This is a genomic window from Mesorhizobium sp. ESP6-5, from assembly GCF_020164695.1.
In the GTDB taxonomy this organism is placed as follows: domain Bacteria; phylum Pseudomonadota; class Alphaproteobacteria; order Rhizobiales; family Rhizobiaceae; genus Mesorhizobium; species Mesorhizobium australicum.
In genome coordinates this window covers 248846-274276 of the sequence record NZ_JAIUGR010000009.1, presented here as the reverse complement: position 1 = coordinate 274276, position 25431 = coordinate 248846, and the positions used below count along the sequence as shown (strand labels likewise).

At 61.1% G+C, this 25431-nt stretch carries 23 protein-coding genes, 1 tRNA gene and 3 pseudogenes; 12 read left to right on the top strand and 15 right to left on the bottom strand.

Annotated elements, in window-relative coordinates:
- A pseudogene (locus LB524_RS17370) lies at window positions 1-386 on the bottom strand (flagellar motor protein MotB); the annotation flags it as partial.
- Window positions 387-584: 198 nt separating this feature from the next.
- On the opposite strand from LB524_RS17370, the gene LB524_RS17365 reads away from it, so the two are divergent.
- Window positions 585-1031 (top strand): YcgN family cysteine cluster protein, encoded by a 447-nt coding sequence (locus LB524_RS17365; RefSeq protein WP_224528704.1) that lies wholly within the window; start codon window positions 585-587, stop codon window positions 1029-1031.
- 247 nt (window positions 1032-1278) lie between these two features.
- Window positions 1279-1635 (top strand): hypothetical protein, encoded by a 357-nt coding sequence (locus LB524_RS17360; protein WP_015316248.1) that lies wholly within the window; start codon window positions 1279-1281, stop codon window positions 1633-1635.
- Window positions 1636-1803: 168 nt separating this feature from the next.
- Here the strand turns inward: LB524_RS17360 and LB524_RS17355 are convergent, their stop codons facing one another.
- Complete coding sequence (locus tag LB524_RS17355) at window positions 1804-2514, bottom strand: SIMPL domain-containing protein (protein WP_015316249.1); 711 nt, start codon at window positions 2512-2514, stop codon at window positions 1804-1806.
- Between the two features lie 135 nt (window positions 2515-2649).
- On the opposite strand from LB524_RS17355, the gene LB524_RS17350 reads away from it, so the two are divergent.
- Window positions 2650-2725 (top strand) — tRNA-Ile (locus LB524_RS17350).
- A gap of 191 nt (window positions 2726-2916) precedes the next feature.
- Here the strand turns inward: LB524_RS17350 and LB524_RS17345 are convergent.
- Together LB524_RS17345 and LB524_RS17340 are read right to left on the bottom strand one after the other, a co-directional pair.
- Window positions 2917-3357 (bottom strand): annotated as a pseudogene (locus tag LB524_RS17345) (tyrosine-type recombinase/integrase); the annotation flags it as partial.
- A 579-nt stretch (window positions 3358-3936) separates the two neighbouring features.
- Complete coding sequence (locus LB524_RS17340) at window positions 3937-4182, bottom strand: hypothetical protein (protein ID WP_015316530.1); 246 nt, start codon at window positions 4180-4182, stop codon at window positions 3937-3939.
- A gap of 290 nt (window positions 4183-4472) precedes the next feature.
- On the opposite strand from LB524_RS17340, the gene LB524_RS17335 reads away from it, so the two are divergent.
- Complete coding sequence (locus LB524_RS17335; RefSeq protein ID WP_015316531.1) at window positions 4473-5447, top strand: UDP-glucuronic acid decarboxylase family protein; 975 nt, start codon at window positions 4473-4475, stop codon at window positions 5445-5447.
- Window positions 5444-6418, top strand: a complete 975-nt coding sequence (galE, locus tag LB524_RS17330) for a UDP-glucose 4-epimerase GalE (RefSeq protein WP_224528612.1) — start codon at window positions 5444-5446, stop codon at window positions 6416-6418. The genes LB524_RS17335 and galE overlap by 4 nt, the downstream gene beginning before the upstream one ends.
- A gap of 20 nt (window positions 6419-6438) precedes the next feature.
- Here the strand turns inward: galE and LB524_RS17325 are convergent, their stop codons facing one another.
- The 10 genes from LB524_RS17325 to pqqB all read right to left on the bottom strand — a co-directional run bounded on the left by LB524_RS17325 (window position 6439) and on the right by pqqB (window position 17781).
- Window positions 6439-7659: a glycosyltransferase family 4 protein gene (locus tag LB524_RS17325; RefSeq protein ID WP_015316533.1), complete on the bottom strand. Its 1221-nt coding sequence runs from the start codon at window positions 7657-7659 to the stop codon at window positions 6439-6441.
- Window positions 7660-7674: 15 nt separating this feature from the next.
- Window positions 7675-8415: a class I SAM-dependent methyltransferase gene (locus LB524_RS17320; protein ID WP_141906172.1), complete on the bottom strand. Its 741-nt coding sequence runs from the start codon at window positions 8413-8415 to the stop codon at window positions 7675-7677.
- On the bottom strand, window positions 8333-9712 hold the full coding sequence (locus LB524_RS17315; RefSeq protein WP_224528610.1) for a glycosyltransferase family 2 protein: 1380 nt from the start codon (window positions 9710-9712) through the stop codon (window positions 8333-8335). Before LB524_RS17315 ends, LB524_RS17320 begins: the two co-directional genes overlap by 83 nt.
- Complete coding sequence (locus LB524_RS17310; RefSeq protein WP_224528593.1) at window positions 9709-10932, bottom strand: glycosyltransferase family 2 protein; 1224 nt, start codon at window positions 10930-10932, stop codon at window positions 9709-9711. The genes LB524_RS17315 and LB524_RS17310 overlap by 4 nt, the downstream gene beginning before the upstream one ends.
- A 4-nt stretch (window positions 10933-10936) precedes the next feature.
- Window positions 10937-12727, bottom strand: a complete 1791-nt coding sequence (locus tag LB524_RS17305) for an ABC transporter ATP-binding protein (RefSeq protein WP_224528590.1) — start codon at window positions 12725-12727, stop codon at window positions 10937-10939.
- Window positions 12724-13719: a glycosyltransferase family 2 protein gene (locus LB524_RS17300; protein ID WP_141906168.1), complete on the bottom strand. Its 996-nt coding sequence runs from the start codon at window positions 13717-13719 to the stop codon at window positions 12724-12726. Before LB524_RS17300 ends, LB524_RS17305 begins: the two co-directional genes overlap by 4 nt.
- A gap of 957 nt (window positions 13720-14676) precedes the next feature.
- Window positions 14677-15798 carry a pyrroloquinoline quinone biosynthesis protein PqqE gene (gene pqqE / locus LB524_RS17295; protein ID WP_015316538.1) on the bottom strand — a complete coding sequence of 374 codons (1122 nt, stop codon included), beginning with the start codon at window positions 15796-15798 and terminating at the stop codon, window positions 14677-14679.
- Window positions 15795-16091 (bottom strand): pyrroloquinoline quinone biosynthesis peptide chaperone PqqD, encoded by a 297-nt coding sequence (gene pqqD / locus LB524_RS17290; RefSeq protein WP_015316539.1) that lies wholly within the window; start codon window positions 16089-16091, stop codon window positions 15795-15797. The genes pqqE and pqqD overlap by 4 nt, the downstream gene beginning before the upstream one ends.
- Window positions 16088-16846, bottom strand: coding sequence for a pyrroloquinoline-quinone synthase PqqC (gene pqqC / locus LB524_RS17285; RefSeq protein WP_141906167.1), 759 nt, complete (start codon window positions 16844-16846; stop codon window positions 16088-16090). Before pqqC ends, pqqD begins: the two co-directional genes overlap by 4 nt.
- Complete coding sequence (pqqB, locus tag LB524_RS17280; RefSeq protein ID WP_141906166.1) at window positions 16843-17781, bottom strand: pyrroloquinoline quinone biosynthesis protein PqqB; 939 nt, start codon at window positions 17779-17781, stop codon at window positions 16843-16845. Before pqqB ends, pqqC begins: the two co-directional genes overlap by 4 nt.
- Before the next feature lie 947 nt (window positions 17782-18728).
- On the opposite strand from pqqB, the gene LB524_RS17275 reads away from it, so the two are divergent.
- The 4 genes from LB524_RS17275 to LB524_RS17260 are packed head-to-tail and all read left to right on the top strand — an operon-like array spanning window position 18729 to window position 22421.
- A complete protein-coding gene (locus LB524_RS17275; RefSeq protein ID WP_015316542.1) occupies window positions 18729-19949 on the top strand; it encodes an ABC transporter substrate-binding protein in 1221 nt (406 codons plus the stop codon).
- Window positions 19937-20899 (top strand): PQQ-dependent catabolism-associated beta-propeller protein, encoded by a 963-nt coding sequence (locus LB524_RS17270; RefSeq protein WP_015316543.1) that lies wholly within the window; start codon window positions 19937-19939, stop codon window positions 20897-20899. Before LB524_RS17275 ends, LB524_RS17270 begins: the two co-directional genes overlap by 13 nt.
- Window positions 20896-21621, top strand: a complete 726-nt coding sequence (locus LB524_RS17265; protein WP_224528589.1) for an ABC transporter ATP-binding protein — start codon at window positions 20896-20898, stop codon at window positions 21619-21621. The genes LB524_RS17270 and LB524_RS17265 overlap by 4 nt, the downstream gene beginning before the upstream one ends.
- A complete protein-coding gene (locus LB524_RS17260; RefSeq protein WP_140787290.1) occupies window positions 21618-22421 on the top strand; it encodes an ABC transporter permease in 804 nt (267 codons plus the stop codon). The genes LB524_RS17265 and LB524_RS17260 overlap by 4 nt, the downstream gene beginning before the upstream one ends.
- Here the strand turns inward: LB524_RS17260 and LB524_RS29100 are convergent.
- Window positions 22422-22663: pseudogene (locus LB524_RS29100) on the bottom strand (c-type cytochrome); the annotation flags it as partial.
- 133 nt (window positions 22664-22796) lie between these two features.
- Between LB524_RS29100 and LB524_RS17255 the strand changes: the two are divergent.
- The 3 genes from LB524_RS17255 to LB524_RS17245 are packed head-to-tail and all read left to right on the top strand — an operon-like array spanning window position 22797 to window position 25287.
- The gene (locus LB524_RS17255; protein WP_224528702.1) at window positions 22797-23672 is read left to right on the top strand and encodes an amino acid ABC transporter permease; all 876 of its coding nucleotides are present in this window, start codon (window positions 22797-22799) and stop codon (window positions 23670-23672) included.
- On the top strand, window positions 23672-24433 hold the full coding sequence (locus LB524_RS17250) for an amino acid ABC transporter ATP-binding protein (protein ID WP_140787294.1): 762 nt from the start codon (window positions 23672-23674) through the stop codon (window positions 24431-24433). Before LB524_RS17255 ends, LB524_RS17250 begins: the two co-directional genes overlap by 1 nt.
- A gap of 56 nt (window positions 24434-24489) precedes the next feature.
- Entirely contained in the window at window positions 24490-25287 is a 798-nt protein-coding gene (locus LB524_RS17245; RefSeq protein ID WP_224528586.1) for an ABC transporter substrate-binding protein, read from the top strand.
- Window positions 25288-25431 lie beyond the last annotated feature (144 nt).

Below are 25431 nucleotides of genomic sequence, written 5' to 3'. Positions count from 1 at the left end.
TGCTGCTGCTGGTCGCGCTTCTTCCTGCGCGGCTGCTGCTCGTCGGTTGCGGGCGCGGCCTCGCCGGCGGGCGCCTGCTCGGCCTGCTGCTGCTGGTCGCGCTTCTTCCTGCGCGGCTGCTGCTCTTCAGCCGCGGGGGCGGGCTGCTGCGCGGCCGGAGCGGTCTCGGTCTGCTGTTGCTGCTCGCGCTTCTTCTTGCGCGGCTGTTCCTCGTCGCCCTGTCCCTGGTCGGTGGGGGTGTCCTGCGCCAGGATGATCAGCGGTGTCCCCCCGCGTTGCATGGGGCCGAACGCGGCTGTCCCCTGAAGCGGGGACGCGCCTAACGGCGCGGATGCCATCAACAGGCCAAGGGCTGTGCCTGCCAGAATCCGTGGTTGGCGTTTCATCGAAATTCTCCTTGTGGGGTCCCATCCTTGCCGAAACCGCTTTTAACGAAATTGGTTCCAGTTGCCCATCGTTAGGGGCTGTACAGGGCTATTGGCCGACCTTTTGAAGGCAACTTCATGTCATTCAGCCCCCTTTGCAGCCTCATTCCGGCTGTCGCCGCGCTTGACCTTGGCGGCGGCTGGGGCCACATGCCGGAAATGGAAACCCCGTTCTGGAAGACCAAGACGCTGGAAGAGATGAGCCCCACCGAGTGGGAATCGCTCTGCGACGGCTGCGGCAAGTGCTGCCTGTCCAAGCTCGAGGACGAGGACACCGGTGAAATCTACTGGACCAGCGTCGGCTGCCGGCTGTTCGACGCCGAGAGCTGCCGCTGTGCGGACTATGCCAACCGGCTGGCGCGCGTTCCCGACTGCGTCGGCCTGACGCCGCAGAATGTGCGCACCATCAGCTGGCTGCCCAGCACCTGCGCCTACCGGCTGGTGGCCGAGGGCCGCGACCTCTACTGGTGGCATCGGTTGGTTTCCGGCAGTGCCGAGACCGTGCACGAGGCCGGCATTTCCATGCGCGGCCGGGTCAAGGCGAGCGAGACCGACCTGGCCGAGCCGGAAGACTATTTTAACTTTATGCTCGACGACGAGCCCTGACGCGCGCGGTAGACCGTCAGGAGTTGCCTGTCGGGAACCCTGCGAGGGCGAGGCGCCTGGCGCGATATTGTTGAGTGCCGGCGAGGGATTTGGCCGGCGAGAGATTTGAAAGGTCGGCGCTTTGCCGTGTGGCGCCACATGAACCGCGGATGAACGGGCAGTTCGTAAATAGTTCAGACAGGCCGGTGCATTCTCCCGCCATCGGTTTCACGAGGAGGGCGCAAGCCCGCAACAAGGAGAGAGAACCATGTACACCACCATCAAGACGGCAGCGCTTTCGGCTCTGGTCGGCCTCGGCACGCTGGCGGCCATCCCCGCCCATGCCGACAGCCTCTATCTTGGCTTCGGCAACAACCAGGACCCGCGCTTCGGCGTCTATGCCGGCGACGACGGCTATCGCCACCGCCGGGACGAGCGCCGCGACGATTGGCGCCGTGGCTGCTCGCCGGATCGCGCCCTCGACAAGGCGGAGCGCATGGGGCTGCACCGTGCCCGCATCGTCGATGTCAACCGCCGCGTGGTCAAGGTGATGGGCCGTCAGTACGGCGACCGCGTCGTCATCGTGTTCGCCAACGAGCGCGGTTGCCCGGTCATCAACCGCTGAGAATCTCAGGCGTGGACCTTCTGTGAAGGTCTGGAGCCCCTTTCCCTCGGGAAAGAAGTGGCCCGAAATCCCCGCGGAAGCGATTCCGCGGGGTTTTTAATGCCTGCGGCGGTCTGTCTTGAGCAGGTCCGTGGCCAAGCAATGCTCGGCCACGGCGTCCAGCGCCGCCTACTTCAGTTCGAAGGTAACGGTGACCTGGACATTGTAGGCGTTCTCGCCGGCCTGTACCGGCGCCGCGCCGGCCGCGGCGTCGAATGCCTTGGCGTTGATCGGCATCGGCGCCGGCCTGATGTTCTGATCGGTGATCTCGAGCACCCGGCCCAGGCTGACCCCGGCCGCCTCGGCCAGCGTCCTGGCCTTGGCCATGGCGTCGGCGACAGCTTTCTTTCGGGCCTCTGTGACGGTGGCCGCCGGATTGTCATTGGTGAAGGCGATGCCGCCGCCCTGGTTGACGCCGAGCGACACCGCCTTGTCGAGGATCTCGCCTGTCTTGTCGACGTCGCGCACGCGCACCGAGAGCGTGTTGGTCACCTGATAGGCGACGAGTTCGGCCTCCTGGCTGCCGTCCGGCTTGTTGGTATAGTTGTAGCGGGGGGTGATCTGGATGCCCGCGGTCTGCAGGTCGCGATCCTTGATGCCGGCGGCCTTCATCGCGGCGATCACCGCGGCCATGGCATCATTGTTGGCGTCGAGTGCGGCACGCGCCGTCTTGGCTTCGCGCATGACGCTGAGCGTCAGCACCGCCAGATCGGGGGCCACGGTTGCTTCGCCCTCGCCGGACACGATGATGCGGGGCGGGGTCGGCAGATCGGTGGCTCCAGCCATCGCCGGAAAAGCGATTGCAGCGGCGAGCGCGAGGGGCAAAAGATGTCTGGTCATGAAAATCTCCTTGGTCTGCGATCAAGTCGCAGGGGGGCGCGTAGAGCGCGATTATGGGTTGATTTGGGCGATCTGCGAAAGCCCGCCGGGAAAGCCTTGTGCCGCGATGCGAAAAACATTAATCCAGCCCGCGTGGGGCCTGTAGCTCAATGGTTAGAGCCGGCGGCTCATAACCGCTTGGTTGGGGGTTCGAGTCCCTCCGGGCCCACCATTATCTTTGTTTTTCAATGGCTTACGGGTAGGTTCGCCAACGGGTTCGCCAGAAGGTTCGCCAAGCATCGGCCTGCGGGTCACCAGCCGCACGACGCGATCCATGCCCTGAACCGCCAGACGAACCTGCGATGCCTCGCGTGAGTAGAGCTCGGCATGATCGATGTCGTCGTGGCCCAGCACATCCATGAGCTGCCTGGTCGAGGCCTCGGCCTCGGCGAGATAGACGCCGAGCGACTTTCGCAGTCCATGCAGCGTCAGCCCTTTCGCAAGCCCTGCAAGCTTGCACCAGTGCGCCATGCTCCCGGTCAGGGACTTGGAGGAGAAGGGCTGGCCATAAGCGGTCACCAGGACGGTTTCGCCGCGCTTGTCGGCGGCCCCAAGAATCTCGCCCAGCATGGGCGTGATCGGTACGAAAAGCCGCTTGCCACCGGTCCGGTTCTTGTTCTTTGCCTGGACGATGTCGAAGCCGTCGAAATGACGCTCCTGGCCATCGATCATGACCTTGCGCGTCACCCTCTGGTCCCACCGTAGATCGGCGACATCGCCGCGACGATTGCCCAGCCAGAGCGCGAGCCCGTAACAGGTGCGCGCAGCCGTCCCCAGCGGCCAGCGCTGCTCAAACTTCTGCATCGCTTCGTGAGGCCAAGCCTTCCAGCCCGTGTAGGCAGGACGCCACTCGACCGCCGCGGTAGGATCGATTGCAATCCAGTCCAGTCGCATCGCGACATAGACGAGCTTGCGTATCGCGACGAGCAGATGCTTGGCCTTGTGTGGTGTCGCGATAAAGTGCCCCAGAAGCTCTTCGACGTGGACCCGCCGCAGGTTTTTAACGGGCACGTCGCGCCATGTCAGCGGATGGTCCGGGACCACCCGCAGACCCAGAAATTCCTCGATCAGGCGGCTGTTCTTGAATTTCGTGCTGTCATCATGGGCGAGCCACTTGACCGACGCCTTCAATCTCTTTTCGGCTGCTCCGAATGTTCCTGGCAAGGCCGCACCCGGCATTGTGACAACCGGGGCTTTTCGAATGTTGCGACCCTCGACAGCAGCCCGATAGGCTTCCTTGAAACCTCTCTCGTTGGGGGCAGGCAGCGGCACCAGGCGGCCATTGGCGCGGTAGCGCCAGCGCGTCTTCCCATGACGATCCATATAGGAGGACACACCTGGGTGTTTGTCTTTAAGACGCTGTTCCATTGCAGAACCAGACTATTACCCTCGATGATTCCCTTGCAAGAGAAAGTCGACGACATTGTCGTCATCGTCGCCGGGCAGATCCGCGAACGCAGCCTCCAGTTTAAGGCGATCCCAGATCACACGACTGTCGATTTTCTTTGGCTTGGGCATGCGCCTGTCTAAGACCATCTGGTCGAACTTTGTTACTCCAACGCCGACGTAGCGGGCAGCTTCATCCCGCGACAGGCCACGTGGAGGGTAGGAGAGGGTGTCGCTTTTCATCACCTTGATCCGCTAATCAGCTATCCGAACGCGTGGCACTTTCTGTGAATATCGCGTTCGAAATAGCAGGGGCCCCATAAAGGGGAAGCCCGATGTCCGGCTTTGATTGCGGAAGGGCTACCCTGGCGTGCAAATAGGACGCTCGAGCCGCCTGTGAGCGGTGATCGCAGCCCTGGTCCATCGAGAACAATGTCTTGCCCGTAACGTAAATTGAAAGCAGGCCGGTGGCGTATGGCCCTGCGTCAGTTTAATATATTAGTCCTGCCTAAGATTAGCCGGAGACCCTGAAGATGCAGCAGGCGAAACAAATCTTGGTGACAGGCGGCGCAGGTTTCCTGGGATCATTTTTGTGCGAGCGGCTCCTTGCTGAGGGCCATCAGGTAGTTTGCGCAGATAACTTCTTCACAGGAAGCCGCAGAAACGTCTCTCATCTCCTCGATGACCGATCGTTCGAGATTATTCGTCATGACGTGACGTTTCCACTCTACGTAGAGGTTGACGAAATATACAATCTCGCCTGTCCGGCGAGCCCCGTCCACTATCAGTCCGACCCCGTCCAGACGACCAAAACCAGCGTTCATGGCGCGATCAATATGCTCGGACTGGCCAAGCGGGTTCGCGCACACATTCTGCAGGCGTCCACCTCCGAAGTCTATGGCGACCCGGAGGTTCATCCGCAGTTGGAAGACTATTGGGGCAGAGTGAACCCGATTGGCCCTCGTTCCTGCTATGACGAAGGCAAGCGATGTGCCGAGACCCTGTTTTTCGACTATTGGCGACAGCACAAGCTGAAGATCAAGGTAGCCCGTATTTTCAATACCTACGGTCCAAGGATGCGTCCCGACGACGGTCGTGTCGTTTCCAATTTCATCGTGCAGGCGCTGCAAAACAAACCGATTACGGTCTACGGCACTGGCCAGCAGACGCGTTCATTCTGCTACGTCGAGGATCTCATCGACGGTCTGGTACGTCTTATGCAGACGGCCGACGATATCACCGGTCCTGTCAATCTCGGCAACCCGGCGGAATTCACGATGCTCGAACTCGCAAATCTGGTGATCGAACTTACCGGAAGCCGATCGAAGATCAGATTTTCGCCGCTACCGGTCGACGATCCAAAGCAGCGGCAGCCCGATATCCGATATGCTTCCCGCGAACTCAAATGGAAGCCAAGAACTGCATTGCGTGCTGGCCTTGCCAAGACCATTGCGTATTTCGAGGACGTGGTTTCATCTGGGCACATTCGGCCCGCCGCAGCCGAATGAAGACGGTCCTGGTAACTGGCGGGGCCGGCTACATCGGGTCGCACTGCTGCAAGGCATTCGCGGAATCCGGATGGTCGGTTGTTGCCTTTGACAACCTTTCGCGCGGCTGGCGCGACGCGGTGAAATGGGGACCGTTGATCGAAGGCGATATTTCCGACGCGGCGGCTGTGGCGGCCGCCCTGGACCAGTATCGGCCGGACGCCGTGGCGCATTTCGCTGCCTACGCTTACGTTGGCGAGTCAGTCGAGCGGCCCGAACTTTACTACCGAAACAATAGTTTCGGCACCCTGGTCCTGCTCGAGGAAATGCTGAAAGCCGGTCTGGACAAGCTGATCTTTTCGAGCACCTGTGCAACTTACGGGATCCCGACGCGGTCGCCGATAGACGAGACGCATCGACAGTCGCCCATCAATCCCTATGGCTGGTCCAAATTCATCATAGAAAGGATGATCGAGGATATCTCACTTGCTCATGGTCTCAACGCGGTCGTGCTTCGGTATTTCAATGCAGCCGGATGCGACCCCGACGGCGAAATCGGAGAAAAGCATGAACCGGAAACACATGTCATTCCGCTCGCCATAGAGGCGGCAGTGAGGCCGGGCCGCATTTTTAGAATCAACGGCACCAATTTTGACACCCGCGACGGAACCGCCGTGAGGGACTACATCCACGTTGTCGATCTCGCGCGCGCCCACGTCCTGGCAGGGGAGAAGCTTCTCCGCGACAAGGGCGTCCACGTCTACAACCTCGGAACCGGAGCGGGTACAACGGTGAACGAACTGGTCGATGCCGTCAGCCGGGCTTCGGGAATGCGGGTTCCGCTGGTTTACGGGCCGCGCAGACCAGGGGACCCGCCGGGGCTTGTTGCTGAGGCCGGCAAGGCCAAGCGGGAACTCGGTTGGGCGGCCGAGCAATCCGCCATCGACAGGATCGTCGAGACGGCACTGGCTTGGTATCGCAGTCGATTGTAACAGATATTGCGCAAGTGACGCTACCGCGCGGTCAGCAAGCGATCGAGAGCGCCAGCCACCGCGCCGAGCGAGAAACTTCCCTCTATCCGCTTTCGCGCCGCCTGTCCGAGGCGGTCTCGCATGGTTGGATCGTCCTTAAGTTTCTTCAGCGCGTGTGCAATTTCCGCCGACTCGTCCCTTCGAACAATGAGGCCGCCGGATGCCTCGCCGTCTGCCAAGATGTCGGGTAGGCCCTGTGCGTCGGTAGCAACGATCGGAAGGCCGCAGGCCATCGCCTCCAACGGTGCGACGGGCATACCTTCGGTGCGGGACGCAGTGACATAGGCATCCGCCGCCGAAAGCCAACGCCGTATCAAGGACCGGTCCGTGGTATAGTCGCAAAGCCATCTCACATTCGGCAGTGCGGCCTCTCTCAGCAGCCTGGCAAAAACGTCTCGGTCCTGCCCCGAGCCTATGATGACCAGTTCGGACGAAGCATCACCGGAAAAGAAGGACCATGCTTTCAGGAGCACATCCAGCCCCTTACGGCGAACGTCGATGCGTCCGTGGTTGACGACGACGAAATTCCCGCGCGCCAGACAGAGGTCTTGCCGCGCCTGCTGACGTTCGATCGCTGTCCACTCGCTGGAATCGATGGGGTTGGCAATATTCGCTACCTTGAGGGCTATACGCGGGTAAGCTTTGGCGAGGCGTTCACGCTCCGCAGCCGATGCGACGATTAGGCCGCTGCAGGCACGGAGAGATGCCTGCCTGGCAATTGCCTCTATCCAGGAGAGCGTCCGGTCGCCGCCCTGGAACGTTGCATAGAGCGGAATGCGGTTACGGACTGCCAGCCAGGCAAGCGCATCAAACCGGGTATATTCGTATTCCTGAACGAGAATTGCATCACACTGGGATCGGGCGAGCACCTCCCGGAACGCCGGGAGCGGCGTCGCGGACCAGCGCCGCAGACTGTGACCCGCTGCGGAGTGACCTTGACGCGCGCGCGCGCCGGGAACGACCCAGATCGGCGCGCCCGTGCCGGCATGGTAGTGGCATTCTATCTGCGAGGCATGCTCGGAAGCGCACACAATGACCGGCCTGTGGCCGGCCAGTTGCAGGGCGGAGACGTAACCGAACAGCCAGCCGCCGGTCATCTGTTCGACGAAATCCTTAAGCCGCAATCCTATCGGATCGAGGAATTCCTCCACGACGTCGCCCCATGGAAAGAGGGCGATGACGAGGGAAGCGCGGCGGCCCATCAAATGCCCCAAAATTCATTTACGCCAGGAAAAAGCCGTCTCCGTGCCGCGTGTCGAGCGGTGGTGCAGCACGTATCCGACAGCCGTGATCGGCGCCGCAAGAGCGTAAAGTATCTTGCGGCGACGGCGTCCCAGACGAGAAAATGCGACGTCGTGAAAGAGTGCCGTCACTGGGTTGATAAATGTGGCGCGGCGTTCCGGCGCACGGTCGAAGAGCGCTGCGAGTTCGGGATCCCAATAGCCGCGACGAACGTGACCCCATTCCTGCATCAGTTCGCTTTCATGCGGGCAATAGGGCTTCATGACGCGAAAATACGGGTAATGCCACTCCGCATGCGGCGTCGAGACAAGAACATACCCGCCTGGGCGCACGACCCGCAAGGCCTCTTGTGCGGCACTACGGTCATCCTCAATGTGTTCAAGCACGTCGAAGAGCGTCGCCACGTCGAAACTGTCGTTCGCGAAGGGGAGGTCACAGGCATCGCCGCAGACGAAGGTCGACTTCGCCCAATCTGGCTGGTGGTTGCCCAACTCGGGATCGAGATCGAGGTTAACGACTTCAGCGTTGGGATAGAGGATACTTGCCATCCCGCTGCGCCCGCCTCCAATTTCGAGTATCCGGCCGGGCCCGTCGATCGCCGCGGGCGCGACGCGATGAATTGCGCGCATCTTCTCACGGTAGAAAAGGCCGTCCGTCAGAGCGTTTGGAAAGGGATTTCGAGACAGGAATTGTCCGAGCGGCGCCTTGCGGATCATCGATTTTCTTCCTCAACCAATTTGATGTTCGCCGTTTTCGCCAGCCGAAACGGACGAGGAATTGAAGACCAGCCAGCCAGCCTTCGACTTCTGCCGCGAGGATACTGGTCCTGCCGGGGGGGCCTTCGAAAAGCGCCTTGACGAATGTTCTCAAGAAATATGCGGGCAGCTGCTTCCAGATGCGATCGATGTTTCCGCGATTGCCAAAATTGTCATATTGCGTGACAAGAGCTGCGACGTGGCCCTTCATGTAGGCTCTTATTTGCCGCCTGAAGCCCGGCCAGTCGCGGCGATGATGATGGAAGACAACGGCGCGAGGTTCATACAGGCAAGTCCCTCCTGCGGCCAGCAGCCGGTACCATAGCTCCGAATCTTCGGAACATCCGGCAGCACCGGCGCCGAGGCGCTCGTCGAACGAGCCTACCCGATCGAAGGCCGATCGCCGGAAGGCCATGTTGGCCCCGGCGCCGATTTTCCAGACATGCGCTCCGCTTGGCCGGGTCTCTTCGAAGAAGCGGTGGTCGAAGAGAAGCGGCACGAAGGTGGACCCAAAACCGCCCATGTCGAACTGGAAACGACGTTGGGCGATCGTATCGAGCCGGGCTGGCAGCACCAAGCCGGTCAGTGCCTCGATGTCCCGTTCTTCGAAGGCGCGCGCGATTTCGGCAGTCCAGCCAGGATGAACCTCGACGTCGTCATCCGTGAACGCGATGATGTCTTGACGGCTTTCCCGGATGCCGGCGGATCGGGCAACACTCAATCCGGGCCGCGGCTCATGAACGAAACGGACCTCAGGAAAGCCGACACATACCGGCCGAGCGTTGCCGTCGCGGGAGTTATCAACGACGATGACTTCGCCCGGGGCGCTGCGTTGCCTTGCAACGCTTTGAAGGCACTCCGCCAGGGCGGGGCCGCGGTCGCGCGTGCAAATTACGACTGAGATGTGCTGGGCCGACGCTGAAGACGCAGCTGCAAGTTCATCAAGGCGGTCGACAAGGTCGTCGGCCCCGAGCGCCGCCGTCAAACAGAGCGCGGACTTTGGCGATCCTTCATAGGTCGCCCGCAAGGGGGCGCCCAGCGGGATGTTGCGGGCAGCCAATTGTGCTGCCGAAAACTCCGCCGCGAACTGCCGCAGACTTGCCTCGCTGTAGGGCAATTCGTCAGGCAAGGACGCCCGCATTCCCAGCGGCAAGTCCTTCCACCAGAAGATCGATAGCGAAGGGGTATCTCCCACATCGGCGTCCGCACAGGCGGAGCCGAGATCGATTTGCCTGACACGGAAGGCCTCGCCATTCACCGGTTCTGCTCCCGGATTCTCTGCACGCGGATACGTGAGCGATCATATTCGCCTGCCAGGCCGCAGATTCCACCCCACAACTCTGCAATGCCGAAACGAAAATCACGACCTTGAAGCTTGCGCGCGGCCCGTGCCAGCGCTTTCAGCCGATCGAAAAACCACCAGCAAACCATGGCACGGTGACGTGCCCTGAGCTCTCCGTCGGTCCGACGGCTTTTGACAAGAAAGGCCATCATACCAAGTCCCCATGTCCAATATTGCCGTCTCAATTGGTCGATCGTCTCGCGATGCTCGTGGTAAACGGCATACTCCGGTTCATAGATAATGGGCCGGCCTGAACGCAGCACGCGATAGAAAATGTCGAGATCGCCACCGCCAGGCAGCGGTGCTCCGGTATCGAGCGCTTCGTCGAAGCCGCCCAGCGATACCAGCAGCGTGCGGTCGAAAGCCATGTTGCAGCCGGCGCCGAGAATACCAGACCCTACCGGGTGCAGCGCATTGTCGAATCGGGTGTTGTGGAATTCGTTGCGCCTGAAGCCGCGGCCAAATCCGCCCCTTCGTTCGAAAAAGATCTGCGCCTCGGTGTCCAGGCGAAGCGGCAGCACCAAACCCGTAAAGCCACCGGCACCCGGATTGTCCCGGCAGGCTTTGGCAAGCCCGTCAAGCCAGTTGCGGTCGACGACCACGTCATCGTCCAGATAGGCAATCAAGCTGCCCGTGACCGAGCGAAGAGCGGCGTTTCGTGCAAAATCAAGCCCGGGCCTCGGTTCGAACACGTAACGAACGTCCTCGAAGCGCTCGACTGCTTCGCGTGTGGCTGAATCCACAGACGCATTGTCCACCACGACGACTTCGACGCTCGGAAAAGCGGTTCTGCGTCGGATGCTGTCGAGCGAACCCAGCAACCTCGAAAGACGTTCGGCGCGGTCTTTCGTACATATCGCGATGGAGAGGCTCGGCAGGGGCGATTGCCCAACCGGTCTAAGCCGCAGCAATTCCTTATCCATCTTCGCAACCAGGATGCGATCGGCAAAACGTTCATCGGCAACGGATTTCTGTCGCTCCGCCGACAGGATCGCTGCGGAGGCGAGCGCGATCATCTCAAAGCCGACAAGCCGGCCCTGCCAGCGGGCAATGAGACCAACGCCATCGTGCTCTGGCGCAAGCTCAATCGGGGCCAGCGGACTTGACAGTTCGACGTCGACGATCTTGTAGCCCATCGCCTTAGTTCGCACCCATGGCAACACGATCGAGCTGAAACTCGTGAAGTCTTGAAAAATGGCCCGCCCGCTTCAGGAGTTGATCCGGCGGACCAATCTCGATCACCCGTCCTTTCGACATCACGATGATCTGGTCAGCGGTCTGGACGGTGGACAGGCGATGCGCAATGACAACCACGGTGCGATTGTGCGAGTATTGCTCGAGGGCGATCTGGAACGCCTGTTCCGTCTCACCGTCGAGCGCATTCGTGGCTTCGTCCAAAAGGAGAATGTCGGGATTGCGAAGTATGGTCCGGGCCAGCGCGATCCGCTGCCTCTGGCCCCCCGACACGCGCATTCCCTGGTCGCCGATCTGCGTCTCGTAGCCCTGCGGAAGCGAACGGATGAAATCGTCCGCCTTCGCAATGCGGGCCGCTTGGCGCAGTTCGTGCTCACCGGCGTCGAAATCGCCGTAAGCGATGTTGGCCGCGATGGTATCGTTGAACAGGTATACCTCCTGAGACATCAGCGACAGCCGCTTGCGCCAACTGCGCAACTCGAAACCTAAGAGCGGGATACCGTCGGCGAGGACTTCCCCCGACGTCGGGTCCATGAAGCGAAAGAGCAGGGCCATGAGGGTGGATTTGCCGGCACCCGACTCGCCAACGATTGCTGTGGTCTTGCCGGCGGGGATACTGAAGGAGACATCCTGTAGCGCCAAAGGCTGATCGGGCGCATACCGAAAGCAGACATCGCGAAATTCGACGGCCGTCTTGAGGGCGGGCGCCGGCAGATAGCCTTGGCTGAGAAACGGCGTTTGCGTTGTGCGCAGGAACTCGTCCACATCGTCAATCGCGCCCGCAAGCCCGTCCAGCGCAATCTTCGACTGCAGCAATTCCCGTGTGGGAGCCTGGAGACGATAGAGCAGCGACAGGAAAGCGGCGAGAGCCGCGATTCCTATGCTTGCTGATTCCGCAATGAGAACCAGTGCACCGATCAGGATCGTGATCGAGATCTCCGAGACAGGCCCGGGGGTCGCCCAAAGCATGTCGAGCCTCAACAGACGACGCCTTACCCTGTCCGATGTCTGAACGAACCGGTCATGCTCGTAGGATTCCTGTGCGAAGGCACGGATCAATTGCAATGAATTGATGCTTTCCCACATCCTGAGGCCGAACTGCTTGTTTTCCTCGACGACGGCCTTGCCGGTCTCGTCAGCGCGTCGCGTTGCCAGACGAATGGCCATTGCTCCGAAAAGCAGGAAAATCATCGAAAAAAAGGTCAATCGGACTGAGATCAATAGCATCAAGAGAACGAAGACGACGAAGGTACAAAGGCAGATCATCAACCGGTAGGCCAGGCTCAGCCCTTGGCTGACCTTCCAGGTATTGTTGGCAATTGTCGTGATGATGTCCGTTCGCCTGTTCTCGACACGGTAGTCGATGCACGAACTTATCGTCTGATCGAAAACCCTGGATCGCAACCGGTGCGCGACGAGGCCGTCAATGTATCTGGTTACCCAGGTGTTGATGAGATGGACCGCGTTTTTGAGGACGATGCTGACGCAAAGCGCTCCGACCAGGAAGGCGGTCAGGTGTTGATGCGGGATGGGTGACAAGATCCTGTCAAACACCGGCTGCCATCTGCCGGGCTGAGGCGGCGAGGCTCCGAGGCTCTGCAGCAGGGGAATGAACAGGACGAGACCCGTACCTTCCAGAACCGCTGCGATCAGTCCAAGTCCCACCACGGTCGGCCCAGCCCAGGCTGGTGCCGCCCCCAGGCGAAAGAGCCGCCGCAATCGCGCGACCAGACTCACCAGATGCCCTCTGCGTAGGGGGGGTGGAACTCGGCGTTCTTGTTTCGGCTCCTTTTCACTCGGATTTTGACCCACCGAGGCACCAGTCGGGCTCGGCAGTAGATGTCCACCATTCTTGGCAGGCGAGAAATCGCCGTCCCTGGCTCCATCAGGAAGAGTTTCTTCATCAGGCCATACGCTGCCGAAAGCCGCCCGCAGATCAAGGCCCTTACGGCGAGCCAATGCAGCATGTCGATCAGATGATCGTCGAGATCGTCCCCGAACTGCGGGTACTTCTGGCGAAACTCGGCAAGGACAATTTCACAAGAACGAAGCATCTGCATGACATCGCTCGACATGTTGGCGTTCGTCATCCGGTAACCCACGAGGTACTGAGGGACGACGCGAAACTCGTAACTTTCGGCTATTCTGAGGCACATCAGCAGGTCCTCGCAGCCTTGTGCGTTCCTGGCCCTCAAGGAAGGGTCGAAGCCTCCCGCTCGCTCGAACGCGGCGCGTCGGACCAGCATTGAACTTCCGTTGCCAACAAAATTCGTCCTGCACATGCGTTGGAGCACGCGACCCTCGGCATCGGGCCGGTTATGCAATGAGAATACCCGGCCGTCGCCGTCTATATCGGCGAACCAGCAATATGCCAGGCCTGCGGAAGAGCCGCCTTGCTGTAAGGTGCACATCTGAAGCGCGATTTTGGATGGGGCCCAAAGATCGTCGGCGTCCACAAACGCCAGGAACTCCGCATCGGTGGAAGCAACTCCACGATTGCGCGCATTCGCAACGCCGCCGTTCGACTGCCTTATCAGGCGGATACGGCTATCCTGTTCAGCATAGGACGCCACAATCGAGGCAGAAGGGTCCGTCGACCCGTCGTCGACGACGACAATGTCCAGCGCCTGGTAGTGTTGCCCGCAGATGCTGTTCAGGGTCGCGCGAATCGTTCGTTCCGCATTGAACATCGGCACCACGACGCCCACCGTGGCATTGTCTTTGATCATGGGCCTCTGTTGTCTCCGCAAAAAGTTGGCTAGACAGGCAACCGGCGCCCGGCGAGCCTCTCCGCGACACGCACCCCCCGGCCTCGATGGCTCTGCCGACTACGCCGTCGTGCGGGAACCTGGAAGTGTGAGTCACGGCGGCATGCTGCACTGCAACACAAAATTACACCGCAATGCGCAATATTGCTAATTTAATCATCTCTAAAGTCCGGTTTGCAGGATCAGATTTTCTTACGGCCCGAAACAGCGCTTGAACCGCCAGCGCGCGCCGTTATCGTGAACGCCGCCGTCCCGCGCGGCGTCCCGCCCACCGCTAAGCTGAGATTGGCTGTTCAAGAGGCGGGCGTCTTACTACGCAGCCTTTAATCTGACCGGGATCCTGATGAGGTACTGGCGCGTCTTCACGAACCAACCTCAGCGACCGACATAAAGCTCCGACCTGCCTTGCGACGCCAATGCGCGACGGGGAAGAGATCGGCACGGCTGCAATGAGAGACAGGACTCACCCGCAGCCGCACTCAAGCCGCGACGGTTAGCCGAGAGAGGAGGAGAGGGCGCTACTGGTTATGTGCCTATCCTGCGGGGCGAAGGCGATCGCCATAGCATTGTGGCTGTGTGGACTGGCGTCATTCGAATAGACGAGTAGGGTTCGCCATGGCACCGCATCAAGCAAACCCGCCGCGTGGCCATCGTTTCTGCGCGAGAAACGCGTGCGCCAGGGGGCAGCGAGGTGCGGGGCCTGCACCTAGGAGAGAGAAGGCTCGAGCCGGCCAAGCTGTCCGCGTGGCTAGAAGCGCGGAGACATCTGAGAGCGCTGCATTCGCCCGAACGAGCCGAACCATCGGATGGCGACCATCCACCCCCGGATGACGGTGATCCTGGCGTCGCCCTGCGTGACCCTATGAAGGACCGGCGTTGGTTCACATCGAGTTCCTGAGATCGTTCCGCGGACCTATGTCACGCAATGTCATTCACGATTCCTATCCGGCGATAGATGAAACCTTCGTCCCCTGCGGCATTGGCGACGTTGCGCCGGGTTTCATCGACCAGCGCAGCCATGCGGGCGTGTGCCTCCGACTTGATGCAGACCGGATCTGTCGCAGCGGCATCGCCGACAATCGCCAACGCCTGACATCTGCAGCCGCCCCAATCGATCTCACGCCGCTCGCAGCTTCGGCATGGCTCCTGCATCCATTCGGTGCCGCGAAAGGCATTGAATGCGGGTGAAGCGGCCCAGATGTCGGCCAGCGGTTTCGCTCCAAAACGTTCGAAGCGAAGCGAAGGAATCGTCTGCGCGGCGTGGCACGGCAATACAGTACCGTCCGGGGTAACCACTAACGCGTCGCGCGCCCAACCGCCCATGCATGGCTTGGGATATGTGGCGAAATAATCCGGCGTGACAAAATCGATGTTCATAATGCCGGCGAGCCTTTCGCGCGCGGCTGCGACGATGTCCGCCTGCCGGTCTATCGCGCCACATTCGGGCATCAGCATATCGCGATTGGCCAGCGCCCAGCCGGCATACTGCACGTTGGCGATCTCGAGCCGGTCGGCGCCCAAGGAAAGAGCCAGATCGATGAATTCGGGTACCTCCTCGATGTTGTGACGATGGATCGGTGCGTTGATGGTGAGTGGCAGCCCGGCCGCGCGGGCGCGGTGTGCCGTCTTCAGCTTCTTTTCGTGGCTGCCGCTGTGGTTGGCGACACGGTCGGTGGTCGGCTGACGGGCACCCTGAAAGCTCAGTTGCAGGTGGTCGAGACCGGCTTCGGCAAAGGCTTCGATACGGCCTTCGGCAATGCCAACACCAGCGGTGATGAGGTTGGTGTAGATACCGCGCGACGAAAGCGCGGCGATCAGTTGCTCAAGGTCGCGGCGAAGCGTCGGCTCGCCGCCAGACAGGTGCACCTGGAGAACGCCCAGATCGGCGGCCTGCGAGAACAGATCGAGCCAGGTCCGCGTGTCGAGCTCCCGATTGGCCTTCAGCAATTCGAGCGGATTGGAGCAGTAAGGGCATTGCAGCGGACAGCGATGCGTCAGTTCCGCCAACATGCCGATCGGAGGCAGGAGAGGCTCGGTCATAGTTTCACCAGAAGGTTGTCCGACCATTCCTGCAGGAAGGCGATGACGTCGGCCGCTACCGCATCCTGACCGGCGTCATAGTCGGCCGCAAGGTCGGCGATGATGTGGCCGACCGTGGATCTCCCGTCGCAGCGGCGCAAGATGTCGAGGCTGACCTCGTCCGGCCAGAAGACTTTCTCCGGCGAAAGCACGGCGAAGGCGCGCCGCACAGGGTCGTACTGGATTCGGACATGCTTCGGCAGTGACGGCGCCGATCGCAACGACACGATGGCTCTTTCGCGCAGTCCCGTCATGAGGCCGCCTTCGGGCGGAAGGCGCCGGGCGGTATGTTTCCAGGCGCGCCATAGGCATGTTGAAGTGCGTCGAGCATCGCCCACAATATGTCGCATTTGAACACCAGCGCATCGATCACCTGCTGCTGACGTTCGGCCGTGTCGGCATGTTCTAGCACGTAGGCGAGCGCGAAGTCCGCGTCGCGTGATGCCTGTTCGGGCCGCCAGCTGAAATAGGCCAGCGTGTCTTGCGTAATGTAGTCGTATCTGGCCAGCATCGCCGGCACTCGTTCGCCGATGATGCGGGGTGAGAACATCTCCGTGAGTGACGATGCGACCGCCTCGAGCAGCGTACGGTTGGTGCAGAAGGAAAGGTAGGCGCCCACCGCGAAACGGGTCGCCGGCAGCGCCAGACGCTCGCTCCTGACCGCTTCGGCGTCGAGCCCTAGTGCGGTGGCCAGATGCAGCCAGCGCGCGATGCCGCCGCTCCAGCCGTCGTCGCCGTCATGATCCTCGATGCGTTTGCGCCACGCGGCGCGAAACGCCGGATCTTCGGCACGCGCCAGGATCATGGCGTCCTTGCGCGGAATGACGGCCTGGTAGCAATAACGGTTGAGCGCCCAGGCCTGCATTTCGGCTTTCGACAGAGCGCCACTGGTCATACTGTGATGGAAAGGATGTCGGTTGTGATAACGTTCTTCACCGACCTGCCGCAGCACGGCTTCGAACTCGCTCCTGGACAGGCCATCTTTCGCAGCCTCGTGGAAATCGCTCAAAATTCCATCTCCATCCCATCGCTGGCGACTTCCCAACCAGCCACTCTGACCGCCGCGTGTTCGGCGGAATTCTCGTCGAGAATAGGATTGGTGTTGTTGATATGGACGAAGATACGACGGCCGATTTTTACATCGGCTAAGCCAGCAATCGAGCCCTCCTCTCCAGAGATTGCGATGTGCCCCATGCGCGCGCCGGTTTTCTGGCCGACGCGGGCAATAATCATCTCGTCGTCCGTGTAGATGGTGCCGTCGAACAGCAGGCAGGCGGCATCAGCAACACGAGTGCGCAGGGCGGCATCGATGCGCGCGCAGCCCGGAATGTAGAAGATGGCGCCGCACCTGCCGGTCGCAGTGATGCGGACTCCGATTGTGTCACCCCTGTCGGAACTGAAATCGGCGCTGGGATCGGCCTTTTGCTCGAGGTAGAGCGCGATCTTCCCAGGTACGGGAAAGCTGTCGACCACCACGCCAGTTTCGCGGCCATACGCGTCGCGGATCGCCAGTTCGCCCGTTGGCCCCAGCAGGCGCCGAGATACGATCGACGGATCGAGAACGTTGAAAATCGAATTCGCCTCCAGCGTCTCCAGCACCTGTGCTGTTCCATAGATTGCGAACGGCTGTCGTTCACGCAGGCTGAGCAGGCCGGCGACATGGTCCACGTCGGCGTTGGTCAGCACCACGGCGCGGATTGGCGTCGAGCGCGGCGGCGCATCGGCTGGCGGCTGCAGTTCAGGCGTTTGCGCAATCTGCTGGCGAATGTCGGGCGACGCATTGAAGAGAACCCAGCCTGCCCCGTCACCCGACACGGCAATGGATGATTGTGTTCGTGGACGAACGCCGGGCATCCCGCTGCGAGCCGCGCGGCTCAAACGATAATTGCAATTCCACTGCGGAAAGCCACCTCCCGCCGCCGATCCGATGATCTTCACGAGCATACCATCGCTCCGAAGCCCTATGGAACTAGCAGGACGTTCTCAAAAGCAACCGCGTCCAATTTTCCTACGGACAAGAATTGCATGCCGCCGTTGAAGGGCACATGCAATTGCAGCCTACTTCTTGGGCGGATTTTCTGCGGGCAGGTATCGCGAAATCTCTAAACCGGCGGCGACCTGACACATGATCGGTTTCTTCCAGATCTTCTTCATCGCGTTCTCCTCTTGCGCCAGCCGAACGGGCCGGTCACGCTATCGATGCCATTACCTGAAAATGGGCACTCTTGGAGGATACAACGTGTTGCAGCTTCAGTTGTTCCTTCATCACCAGCCCGGTTTTCCAAATGAACCAGCCTTAACTTTCCTCGAACAGGCGTGAAATGTCGAGCCGCAACCGGTAATCCGATCGTCAAATATGAATGCGGTCACGCCTCGTGCGTTCATAGTGATGCATGCCAAAGGCCCGAGCTAGTCGGGCGGCTGGCGCATCGGTCCCCGCCAAAGAATCGCGCAATGCGCGTGTCAAAGCTTCAGGCCGGGTTGCCAGAGTTCAAGCGCGCCGTAATCGCGCGTTGCCACCGTGTCGTAGCGACCGGTCAAAAGCACCGTCGACCGACCGGTGCCGAGAAGGAGCATCGCTTCATGATCGTTCCTGATAGAGTTGAAACGCTTGCAAAGCTAGACCAGCTGGGCGCTGGCCCGCCGGTAGCCGCAAGCGAGAAGCGGTGAGAGCAGGCGTGCCGCTCAGGGGGCCGGCTGCGACTTGGGAAAGAGCGCGGCCAAGAAACGATCGGAATTTTCCAGCAGTTGGGGTCGGGGTCGGTCCTCCCTCTACCGGTCCAAGGCATGGAGCCCGCCCCAAATGCGGAAATGGGGCGGGCTCACTTTGTTGGAATCCAGGAACATTCCTTTGTCCAAAATATTAGGGTCGCTTCCATCCTGGAGCGCACATGCCGATTTTTGACGTCCCACTTGGCTTGCCCGCCTTGGGCCGAATGAGGCTGGCGCTGACGTTTCTCGTGCTGCTCGCTTTGGTCGCGCCCGGGCTTGGCGAGCCCCAGACGATGGTGATCGGCTATCTCGGCGAACAGCGCAAACCGCCTCTACCGCTCGGGCCACTGGACGAGGTCGTCACCGACGACGGCCTGCAAGGTGCCCGGCTCGGCATCGCCGACAATGCCAGCACCGGCCGCTTTCTCGGTCAGCAATTCCGGTTGCAGGAAATCACCCTCAAGCCCGGCGAGATGCCAGCCGAAGCGGTCAAGGAATTCGCGGCCGCCGGCATCAACTTCCTCATCGCCGATCTCGATGCCGCCCGTTTGCTGCAGGCGAGCGACGCTCCAGGCGCCGAGAGGATGACGCTGTTCAACAGTCGCGCTCCTGACGAGCGGCTCCGCCAGGAGGATTGCCGCAAGAACGTGCTACACACCATTCCGAGCCGCGCGATGCTCGCTGACGGGCTGGCGCAATATCTCGTCTGGAAGCGCTGGCAGCACTGGTTCCTGCTGGTCGGGGCGCATCCCGAGGACCGGGCGATGGCGGTCGCCTTTCGACGCGCGGCGACGCGTTTCGGAGCAGAGATCACCATCGACCAGCCCTGGACGTTCAGGCCGGCCAACGGGCGCGCCGACACAGGACATGTCACGCTGCAGACCGAGATTCCCGCTGCCACGCAGGTCAGCGACTATGATGTGCTCGTCGTTGCCGACGAGGCGGACGAGTTTGGCGCCTATCTCGAAGGCCGAACCGCATTTCCGCGGCCGGTCGCCGGGACGCAGGGTCTCGTCGCGACCGGCTGGAGCGCGGTCAACGAAGAGTGGGGTGCCACGCAACTCCAGGATCGCTTCCACAAGCAGGCCGGGCGCTGGATGCTGCCCAGCGACTACGCCGCCTGGCTCGCCGTGCGAAGCATCGGCGAGGCGGCAACGCGCCTGCACAGCCTCGATCCGATTGCGATCGGAAAGTATCTCCGCAGCAACGATTTCCTGCTCGCCGGATTCAAAGGACAGGGGCTGAGTTTCCGTCCGTGGAACGGCCAGATGCGCCAGCCTGTCCTGATCGCGGGCCCTCGGCTGCTCGTCTCCAACTCGCCACAGCCGGGTTTCCTGCACCAGCGAACGCCACTCGATACTCTGGGGATCGATCTGGAGGAGAGCACATGCAAGTTCTGATTGATCTTGTCCTTGCAATGTTGATTCTCGTTCCTCCCGCCTCGGCTGAGACGATCTACGTCTCCAATGAACAGGACAACACCGTCGCGGTCGTCGACGGGGCGGCCATGACCCTGCAGACAACCATCGATGTCGGGCGGCGTCCGCGCGGGATGGCGCTTTCGATCGACAAGAAGACGCTATTCGTTGCCGAAGGCGACGACAACCGCATCGATGTGATCGATCTCGCCAAACGGCAGGTGGTTGGTCGGTTGCCTTCGGGCGCCGATCCGGAATTCTTCGTTGTCCATCCGGACGGCAAGCGGCTCTTCGTGGCCAATGAAAATGACAATCTGGTTTCGGTCGTCGATATCGCGGCAGGCAAGGTCACAGGCACCATCGACGTCGGCGTGGAACCAGAAGGCATGGCAGTCAGCGCCGATGGCCGCACGGTCGCCTGCACTTCGGAGACGACGAGCATGGTTCATCTCATCGATGCCGGCACACTCGAGCTCATCGACAATCTGCTGGTCGACACGCGGCCGCGCGCGGCGGCGTTTTCGCCGGACGACAAGCAATTGTGGGTGTCGTCCGAAATCCGGGGCACCGTCGCCGTCTTCGATACCGCTACACGCGCTGAAACTGGCAAGATCGAATTCGAGGTGCCGGGTATCCGGCGCGAGGGGGTGCAAGCGGTTGGCATTGAGATGTCGCGCGACGGCACGACCGCCTATGTGGCGCTCGGCCCGGCCAACAGGGTTGCAGAGGTCGACACCAAGACGCTGGCGGTGCGGCGCCTCTATCTCGTCGGCCAGCGTCCGTGGCATGTAGCGCTATCGGACGACCAGAAGCGTCTGATCAGCGCCAACGGCAACTCGGGCGACATCTCCTTCATCAACCTTCACGATCAGGAGGTGGTGAGATCACTGCCGGTGGGGCGCGGTCCGTGGGGCGTCGTGATTGGCCCATGAACGCCCTGTCAGTCGAGGATCTAGGTCACAGTTTCGGAAGCCGGCGGGTTCTCCAGGGCGTCTCGTTCGCGGTGGCTGAAGGCAGGATGTGTATCCTGCTTGGACGCAACGGCGCCGGCAAGACGACCTTGTTCTCGCTGATCACCGGTCTCTACCACGCGCGCGTAGGATCAGTGCAGGTCTTCGGCCAAGCCATGAATGCCAATCCTTCCGCCGCGCTCGCGCAAATGGGCGTCGTCTTTCAATTGCCGACTCTCGACCTCGATCTGACGGCCGGCGAGAACCTGCGATACCATGCGGCCCTGCATGGGCTTCCCTCGGAGCTGAGCAAGGAGCGCTCCAGGGAGGAACTCAGCCGCCTGGAGGTGCTGGACAGGATCGACGACCCCGCCCGCGCGCTGTCCGGCGGCCAGCGCCGGCGCGTGGAGATCGCACGGGCGCTGATGCATAGTCCGCGCCTGCTGCTGCTCGACGAGCCTACCACCGGGCTCGACGTGCCAGGACGGCGCGCGCTTGAACAGCATATGAGAAAGCTTTGCCGAGAGCGTCGCATTGCCGTTCTGTGGGCAACGCATTTCCTCGAAGAGGTGGCGGCCGACGATGATGTCGTGGTGCTGGATCAGGGCAGGGTATGCTGGGCCGGCGGCGCGGATCGCATCGCGCCCGAGCTTAATGTCGAAACCATCGCGGGGGCATTCGCCGTGCTGACGGGCTCGCCATGAAAGTCCACCACGCATTGCGCGCGCTCGACGGCATCTTGCGGCGGGAGATGTTGCGAACGCTTCGGCAGCGCGGCCGGCTGCTCTCGGCGATCATACGGCCTTTGGTCTGGCTCGCCATCTTCGCCGCCGGCTTCCGCTCGGTGCTTGGCCTGTCAATCACGCCGCCCTATCAGACCTACGTGCTCTACGAGGTCTATGTCGTCCCCGGGCTGGCGGCCATGATGCTGCTCTTCCATGCCATGGCAAGCTCGCTGGCGATGGTCTACGACCGTGAGATGGGCAGCATGCGCCTGTTGCTGACGGCGCCGCTTCCACGCTGGTATCTGCTTGCCGCGCGGCTGCTGGCGAGCGTCATCGTCGGTCTGCCGCTGGTCTATCTGTTCTTGCTGATCGCGCGTTATTGGGATGTGCGCCCGCCGTTTCTAGGCTACCTCGCCGTGTTTCCGGCGCTGGTCCTGTCAGGCCTGATGCTGGGCGCGTTCGGGTTGCTGGTATCGTCCGTTTCGACGCAGATGGAGAACTTCGCAGGCGTGATGAACTTCGTCATCTTCCCGACGTTCTTCGCCTCGACGGCGCTTTATCCGATATGGCGGCTCGCCGAGGCGGGGCCGGTGCTGGCCACGATCGCCGCATGGAACCCGTTCAGTTCGGCGGTCGAACTGATACGCTTCACGCTCTATCTGCGCTTCGATCCCGTTTCCGCCCTTGTCGTTCTCGCCTGCCTCGTCGTGTTTTTCCTGGCGGCAGTGGTCGGCTACGACCCCGGCCGCGGCCTGTGGTCCCGGCGCGGCGAGGGCTGATCATTTCAGGCCGTAGAGGTAGGCAGCGATATCACGCGCCTGCTGCTCTGTGATCCCCGTCGATGGCATTGCCGTGTGCGGATTGATCTCCCTGGCCGCTCGTATCCAGCGGATCAGGTTCTCCGGCTCGCCAGCACGCCGGCGATAAAGACCCGGTCGGCAAGGCTGGAATCGAGGCGCGGACCAACCTGGCCTTGTGCCCCCGGCACGCCGGCGATCGTATGGCATCCGGAGCATCCGTACGAGCCGCAACGGATTTATGCAAATCCATCATAAATCGCATGCTCATATCTCGTTTGCGGCGATCGTGGTCGCATGGTTACGCTTGGGCATCAAAACAAAAACGAGGCGATTGAGCCTCGGGGAACCTTCATCATGCGCGAAATTGGGAGCGCTGAACCGGCACATTTCGTGATCGTGCCGCGACGCAAGACTGGGACGAATATCCTGGGTCTCCTTGTCATTGTTCTGCTTGCGATGCTCGTCAGGGCTTTCTGGGTCGGCGACATTGCCTGGAGTTATGTCGGCACCAACCTGTTTTCGCCGAGCGTGCTCAAGGGCGTAATCAACTCCATCATTATGACATTCTGCGCCATGGCGCTGGGCATCGTGCTAGGCGTGGTCACCGCCGTTATGCGCATGTCGGACAATCCGGTACTGCGGAATGTCTCGATCGGCTACGTCTGGCTCTTCCGCGGCACGCCGGCGCTTCTGCAACTGCTGCTGTGGTTCAACCTCGCGCTGATTTTTCCCACGATCGGAATTCCAGGACTGTTCTCGTTTCGAACCGTCGACATCATGACGCCCTTCGTCGCCGCGTTCCTTGGGTTGGGCATCCAGCAAGGCGCCTATACCGCCGAGGTGGTCCGCGCCGGCATTCTGGCCGTGGACAAGGGTCAGACCGAGGCCGGCCTTTCAATTGGCATGACGCCTTTACGCGCTATGCTGAGGATCGTCCTGCCACAGGCCATGCGCGTTATCGTTCCGCCTATCGGCAACGAAACCATCGGCATGGTCAAGCTCACGTCGCTCGCCAGCGTCATCCAATATTCCGAGTTGCTGAGAAGCGTCGAGGACGTCTACTACGTCAACTCTCGCGTCATCGAACTGCTGATTGTCGCCGCCATCTGGTACATGATCGTCGTCACTGTACTGTCCATTGGCCAGATCTTCGTCGAGCGCTATTTTTCGAAAGGCTGGGGCGGCCACGGTCAGCCCGCCGGCCGAGCCCTCACCGAGGAGGCGGCGTGATGGACGCGCTGATCACGGCTGTCGGTCTGCAGAAATATTTCGGTTCTTTCCATGTCCTGCAAGACATCAACTTTGCAATTGCCAAGGGCGAGGTCGTCTGCATCATCGGCCCATCCGGCTCTGGCAAGAGCACCTTCCTGCGCTGCATCAACCAGCTTGAAAAGCTCGATGCTGGATATGTCGCCATCGAGGGCGAAATCGTGGGCTACCGCCGTGATGGGAACAAACTCCATCCGTTGAGCCAAAGCGAGATCGCCCGCCAGCGGCAGTCCGTGGGCATGGTGTTCCAGCGTTTCCATCTTTTCCCGCACAAGACGGTGCTGCAAAACATCGTCGAAGGGCCGGTGGGAGTGCAGAAACGCCCCAAAAGGGATTGCATCGATGAAGCCAAGACCCTGCTCAACCGCGTCGGGCTTTCCCTCAAGGCCGATGCTTACCCGGGCGAATTGTCGGGAGGCCAGCAGCAGCGTGTGGCGATCGCTCGCTCACTCGCGATGAAGCCGAAAGCGATGCTGTTCGACGAGCCCACCTCGGCGCTCGATCCGGAGCTGGTCGGCGAGGTGCTGAGCGTGATGAAGGAGCTTGCGGCGTCCGGCACCACTATGATCGTCGTCACGCATGAGCTGGGCTTCTGCCGCGAGGTGGCCGACCGTGTGCTGTTCATGGACGCCGGTCGCATCGTCGACTGCGGGACACCCGCCGAGATTCTCGAAAATCCACGAAATCCCAGAGTGAAGAATTTCATCTCTGCGGTGCTTTGAAAAACAACCTTCAGGAGGAAAAACCTATGAAATTCATACGCATTGCCGTTTCGGCGATGGCCTTGGTCGCGGCCGGTGCTGCGCACGCCGACACCAAGCTTAACCTTGTCAACCTGGGTGAACTGCGCGTCCTGACGAACCCGATCTACCCGCCCATGGAATTCGTCAATCCCGATCAGGGCACGCTGGATGGCTTCGACGTAGACCTGATCAACGCCATTGGCAAAAAGCTCAACCTTAACGTGCTTTTCGTCACCTCCGCATTCCAGGAGCTGCAGAGCGGGCTCCAGACCGGGCGCGGCGATATGATCATCTCCGGCATGAGCGACAATGTGAAGCGCCAAGCCAGCATGGACTTCGTCGACTACATAACGAGTGGCCCAATCCTCTTCACGATGAAGGCCAACGCCGCCCAGTATAAGGAAACGACGGATTTCTGCGGCAAGACCGTCGCCGGCAGCCGTTCGACCTCCTTCGGCGAAAACGTCACCGGCTGGAGCGACGCCAACTGCGTGGCCAAGGGTAAGCCTGCGATCAAGTTCGAGGGAACGGCCGATTCCAACGCCGCCCGTCTCGGCATGAAGCAGGGCCGCTACGACGCCGTGGTGCAGGGCATCGAAACGATTGCCTACCAGATCCGCCTCGAGCCGGACACCTATCAACTCGTCGGCGAACCCCTGCTCAGCAACGATACCTTCGGCATGGGCTTCAAAAAGGACAATACCAGCCTTCGCGATGCCGTGGCCGGCGCATTAGACGAACTGATCAATGACGGCTCTTACGACGCCATGCTCAAGAAGTGGGGCTTGGTGCACAACGCGGTGCCGAAGGCCGTCATCAACGGCGTGAAGTAAGCACCAAGGCGCACCTAAATCTCCTCACTTCGCGATTTGACCGGCCATCCGGCCGGAGCGGAGAGCTTTTGTCTTTCACAATATGCGCCCGGCTTGCCGGGCGCGGATGAATCCCCAAACAGAATGACCACGCCATGCCGCAGT